General features: G+C 68.4%; 2 protein-coding genes. Both read right to left on the bottom strand.

The features are described from left to right. Positions 1-403 precede the first annotated feature (403 nt). A complete protein-coding gene (locus tag AC07XS_RS11405; protein ID WP_152949247.1) occupies positions 404-871 on the bottom strand; it encodes a universal stress protein in 468 nt (155 codons plus the stop codon). Positions 872-949: 78 nt separating this feature from the next. Continuing rightward, positions 950-5,806: an NAD-glutamate dehydrogenase gene (locus AC07XS_RS11410; protein WP_182714511.1), complete on the bottom strand. Its 4,857-nt coding sequence runs from the start codon at positions 5,804-5,806 to the stop codon at positions 950-952. Positions 5,807-6,000: the final 194 nt, after the last annotated feature.

The raw sequence follows: 6,000 nt of genomic DNA on the forward strand, positions 1-6,000 counted from the left end.
CGGACTGTCCGGTGTCGGACGCGCTCTGCCCTCTTGGCGATGTCAAAGACCGAGGCGCCATTATAGGCGCGGCTGAAGGGGCGCCGGGCAGATCCTTGATCGGATCTGCAAGCCCCTGAATTGGCGCGGCCTTAAGGCGGACATCGCGCCGAGCCGCTCTTCCGGCGTCAGAGGGCCTTGATGCGGCGACCGCGTTCATCACGGCGAGAACGGCGCATTCACAGCGGTCACGACGCCGTCGGAACTCGCCGTGACCGCCGTGACCTCGTCGTGCACGTTGTGATGAACCCGCCCTCAATCGGCGTTCCGCCGCCAGACGTTGTCCCTTCCGCTGACGCGGGAAGGAAGACCGACACTCAATGGAATAGTCTTCAACGTCCGAGGCGCTTCTCCTGGATTGGCTCTACGCCAGGTCCTCGATCTCCGCCTCGGTCAGTTCGCCGGGGACGATGGTGACGGGCAGTTTGCGGCCCCCTACATGGGCGCCCTGTTTCAATATGGCGGAGACCAGGGGGCCGGGGCCGCGTGAGCCCGATCCCGCCGCCAGGACCAGGATCTTGATGTCCGGATCGTCGCCCACGACCTTCTTGATCGCCGCCTGGGGCTCGCCCTTCTCGATCAGGAAGACCGGCGGCGCGCCCGACCGCTCCATCGCCTCCTCGCCCAGCCGGTTCAGCAGGGCCTCGGCCTCTTCGCGCTGCTGCCGCTCGATCTCCTCGCGCGCGCCGGACCAGTGGGCGTCGCTGTGCGAGGCCAGGACACGCAGCATGACCACCCGCCCGCCGGTGGACTTGGCCCGCCGGCAGGCGAAGCGCAGGGCGGCTTCGAACTCAGGACTGTCGTCGACGACGACCAGGAATTTTCTCGGCATGACGGCCTCCCCAGCCGGTTTTCCCTGACGGAGGAGGCCGGGATGCGGCCCCCTCGTCAAGTCTCGGCCGCAGCCGGTTCAGCCCTTGCCGGCCGCGGAGGCCAGGTCGCGAATGGTGGCGTTGGCGATCGTCAACTTGGCGAAGGTCCAGCCTGCGCCCGACTGTTCGATCTCGTCCACCGAGGCGCGAACCCCCTCGACCACCGCCAGTTTCGAGCCGATCCAGGCGTCGACGGCCCCCTCGGCGGCGTCTTCGCTGATCCCCACCGAAGCGTCCGACGCCCGCGCCACGGCGCGCGTCAGCGTCGCCTGTTCGGTCATCAGATCCTCGATCAGGCGGCGAACGGCCAGGCGATCGAAATGATCGACCGACGGGATCGAGCCGGCGGCCGCGCGCAGCCGGTCGAAATCGAAGGCGGCGCCCACCTGGTGGTAGAGCCGGGCCATGGCGGCGACCGGCCAGCCCGTCTCCTGAGCGATGTCGCCGATGTCGGCGGCGGCGACCAGGGGCCGCATCACGCCGATCCGCCGGGTCAGATCCTCCGGCGCCCCGTGGTCGGCGAAGGTCTTGACCCGTTCGTCCAGTCGTCCCTGTTCGAAACGGGACAGGACCGGCGCGCCCTCGGCCTGGAGCGCGTCGGCGACGGGGCGATAGCGGTCGATCAGCGCCTGGACCGAAGCGCCGTTCTTGGCGCGGCGCGCCAGCCAGAAGGTCTGGCGGCGCAGGACCACGGCGATCTCACGATAGAGGGCCGTCTGCGCCTCGGCGGAAATCTTGAGATCCAGGTTCGAGACGGCGTCCCAGGCCTCATCCAGCCGGAAGATGCGCCGCGCCGCCTCGAAGGCGATGATCAGGGCGGTGGTGTCGCATTCCGCCGAGCCGCGCAGGCGGTCCGGGAAGGTCGGGCCGCACATATTGACCACTTCGTTCGACAGGACCGTGGCGATGATCTCGCGCCGCAGACGGTGGCTCTTCATCTGCGGTTCGAACCGGGCCAGGGCGTCGGGGAAGTAGCGCACCAGAATCTGCTCGAAGAAGGGATCCTCGGGCGCCTGGGACGCCACGATCTCTTCGGACAGTTCCAGCTTGGCGTAGGCGGTCAGGACCGCCAGCTCGGGCCGCGCCAGAGGAATCCCCGAGGCCATCATCTCCTTGATGCGGGCGTCGGAGGGCAGGCCCTCGACCTTGCGGTCCAGTTTGCCGCGCGCCGACAGGCTCTGCATGAAGCGCTGCTGGGCGTCCAGGGCGCCGGGACCTTCCGCCTGTTGCAGGGTCAGGGCCAGGGTCTGGTCGTAGTTGTGGGCCAGGACCTTGCGCCCGACCTCTTCGGTCATCGACGCCAGCAGCGGGGTCCGCTCCTCGGCCGGAAGGACGCCGTTGGTGACGGCCGAGCCGACCAGGATCTTGATGTTGACCTCGTGGTCCGAGGTGTCCACGCCCGCCGAATTGTCGATGGCGTCGGTGTTGATGCGCCCGCCGTTCTGACCGAAGACGATCCGCCCGGCCTGGGTGAAGCCCAGATTGGCCCCCTCGCCCACCACCTTGACCCTGAGTTCGTCGGCGTTGATCCGCAGGGCGTCGGTGCCCTTGTCCCCGACCTGGGCGTCGGTCTCGGCGGCGGACTTCACATAGGTGCCGATCCCGCCCAGATACAGCAGCTCGGCCGGCGCCTTCAGTATGGCGCGGATCAGGCTGACCGGGTCCAGCTGGTCCTCGTCGATGTCCAGGGCCGCCTTGATCTGCGGCGTCAGCTGGATCGACTTGGCCGAGCGGGAGAAGACGCCGCCGCCGGCCGAAATCAGGCCCTTGTCATAGTCCTGCCAGGACGAGCGCGGCAGGTCGAACAGGCGTTTGCGCTCCGCCCAGCTGACTTCGGGGTTGGGATCCGGGTCGATGAAGATGTCGCGATGGTCGAAGGCGGCGACCAGCTTGGTCGCCTTCGACAGCAGGGCCCCGTTGCCGAAGACGTCGCCGGACATGTCGCCGACGCCGACCATTGTGAAAGGCTCGGTCTGGATGTCCTTGCCCAGTTCGCGGAAGTGGCGCTTCACCGCCTCCCAGGCGCCGCGGGCGGTGATGCCCATGGCCTTGTGGTCATAGCCGATCGAACCGCCGCTGGCGAAGGCGTCGCCCAGCCAGAAGCCGTAAGACGCCGAGACGCCGTTGGCGATGTCCGAGAAGGTCGCCGTCCCCTTGTCGGCCGCGACGACCAGATAGGGATCGTCCTGCTCCCAGGCGACCACGTGGGGCGGGCGGGTCACCGCGCCGTCGGCGGCGATATTGTCGGTGATGTCCAGAAGGCCCGACAGGAAGGTGCGATAGGCGCGGATGGCCTCGCCCTGAATGGCTTCGCGGTCGGTCGTGCGGGGCAGCTGCTTCGGATAGAAGCCGCCCTTGGAGCCGACCGGCACGATGACGGCGTTCTTGACCTGCTGGGCCTTGACCAGACCCAGCACCTCGGTGCGGAAGTCGTCGCGACGGTCCGACCAGCGCAGGCCGCCCCGCGCGACCGGGCCGAAGCGCAGGTGCACGCCCTCGACGTGCGGCGCCCAGACGAAGATTTCGCGATAGGGCTTGGGCAGGGGCAGGTCTTCCAGCTCGCTGGAGGCGATCTTGATCGAGATGTGCCGCTTGGGCAGGCCGTCAGCGTCCTGCTGGAAGTAGTTGGTGCGCTTGATCGCGCCGATCAGGGCGGCGATGCGACGCAGGGCGCGGTCGTGGTCCAGGCTCTTCACCGCCTGGAGAAGGGCGGTGATCTGGGCCGTCAGGGCGTCGACGGTCTCCTGGCGGGTCTCCACGGCGGCGCCGTTCGGCTCGAACTTGGCCTTGAACAGGGCCAGCAGGGCGCGCGACACCTCGGGATATTCGCGCAGGGCCTCTTCCTGCACGGCCTGGGACGGGTCCAGACCCGTCTGCTGACGATAACGGGCCAGGGTGCGGATCAGGGCGGCCTCGCGCCATTCCATCCCAAGTTCGATCACCAGTCGGTTGAAGCCGTCGCTCTCGGTCAGGCCGCTCCAGACGGCGGCGAAGGCGCGCTCGAACGGCCCCTTGACGTCCGCGAAGACCAGATCCTCGCCGCGCGGATCCTCCATCAGGAATTCATGGACGTGAATCTCTTCCTCGCCCATCGGCCGGATGGAATAGCCGTATTCCTCCAGCGTCTTCAGGCCCATGTCCGTCATGATCGGCAGGACGTCGGACAAGGGGACGGAGGGGCCGCGACGATAAAGCTTGAAACGGAACTGAAGCGGACTGTCGTCGAGATTGCGGAAGGCCCGGACCGCCACGGGCTCGCCGGCGCCGACCTGGCCGGTGGCGTTCAGCCGATCCATCTCACGCAGATCGACCGCCGCCTCATCGGCGTCATAGCGGTCGCGATAGGCGGCCCCGAAGGCGCGAGCCCAGCGTGCGCTGAGCGGGCCGACCTCGACATCAGCCACCTCGGCCCGCCGCAGGGCGGCTTCGAACCGTTCGATCCAGCTGCGACCGGCCTCGGCCACATCCTGTTCCAGCTGGGCCGCGTCGGGAACCGGATGTTCGCCGGGCGTCACGCCGATGATGAAATGGACCCGAACCAGGGGCGCGTCCGAAAGCTGAGGATACCAGGCGGAGACGCGCCCGCCCCAGGCGCGGGCGACGATCTGGCCGATCCGCTCGCGCACGGAGGCGTCGAACTTCTCGCGCGGAATGAAGCACAGCACCGAGACGAAGCGGTCGAACGGATCCTGGCGCGTGAACAGGCGGATGCGCGGCCGGTCGTAGAGGTGCAGAATGCCCAGGGCGATGGACAGCAGCTCGTCCTCGCTGATCTGGAACAGCTCATCGCGCGGATAGTTGTCGAGGATGTTCTTCAGCCGCTTTTCATTGTGGCTGCCCGGCGCCTTGTCGGCGCGCGACAGGACGTTGGCCACCTTGCGGCGGATCAGCGGGGTCTCGGTCGCCAGACGGTCATAGGCCTCGGAGGTGAACAGGCCCACGAACCGGGTTTCGCCGGTCGCCTTGCCGTCCGGCCCGTACCGCTTGACCCCGACATAATCCATATAGGCCCGGCGGTGGACCCGCGAACGGGCGTTGGCCTTGGCCACGGTGACGGGGTCGCTGAAGTCCAGCTGGCGGCGCATCTGGCGCGTCAGGACGGCCGGTTCGGAGGCGCGGCGCAGAACGGTGCGTTCCGGATCGGCCAGAATGCCCAGGCCGGCGCCCGACTGGCTCAGGGGGGCCTCGGCCTCATAGTCGCCGTCGGCCCCGCGCGGATAGTCGTAGTCGCGTGCGCCCAGGAAGACGAAATGGTCGCTCTTCAGCCATTTCAGGAAGGCGATGTTTTCTTCCAGTATGGCCGGATCGACCGCGGGCGGAGTGGTTTCCAACCTCTGCACGGCCTGGCGCATCAGGGCGGCCATCGCCTCGTGGTCCTCGACCGCGGCGTGGACGTCGCTCAGGCTCTGGGCCAGGCCCTCGCCCAGGGCGTCGCGGCGTTCCTGGGGCACGGGATCGATGACCAGGATGATGACCGACAGTCGGCGTCCGTCCAGCGCGACGACGGGGTGGAAGAGGGCGCGCACAGAGACCCCGGCCTCGGCCAGGACGCCCATGACGCTGTCCACCAGGAAGGGGGCGTCGTTCTGGACGATGCGGACCAGGTCATAGTCCAGGGCCTGGCCGTCGGCGCCCGACAACGGCCCCACGGTGATCAGGGGCGGGGAGCCGGCCGGATAGTCGCCGGCGGCGCGCCAGGAGGCGGCGAGCAGGGCGGCCAGATCCTCGCCGTCCAGCTCCGGCGTTTCGTCGGCGGCGTAGTCCTCGTGCGCCTGAGCCAGGAAGGAGCGCTCCGCCTCGCCCGGGCTGGTTCCCAGAATCCGCGCGAATGAAGCTTCCAGCAGGGCCGGGGTGATCGGCTGAACCGTTGCAGAGCGCGGATCGAGGGCGGTCATGGACTTCCAGTCTCGGGCGACGCGGCCGGGGCCGCTGGGGGCTGGCGCGACGCAGCGCCACACCGCTGACTAGGCCAGGACTGATCGCTCGGGAAGCCCCTGAGGGGCGAAGATTCTCATGAACAGCGTTCAGGTTGGAACGGTTGTGCGGCGCCGCAAACGAGAAGGCCGCCGAGTGGGGGAACTCGGCGGCC

The sequence above is a fragment of the Brevundimonas sp. GW456-12-10-14-LB3 genome (genome assembly GCF_059424365.1).

Coding starts and splice junctions, on each gene's coding strand:
- AC07XS_RS11405 (WP_152949247.1), bottom strand. CDS start 871: ATGCCGAGAAAATTCCTGGTCGTCGTCGACGACAGTCCTGAGTTCGAA.
- AC07XS_RS11410 (WP_182714511.1), bottom strand. CDS start 5,806: ATGACCGCCCTCGATCCGCGCTCTGCAACGGTTCAGCCGATCACCCCG.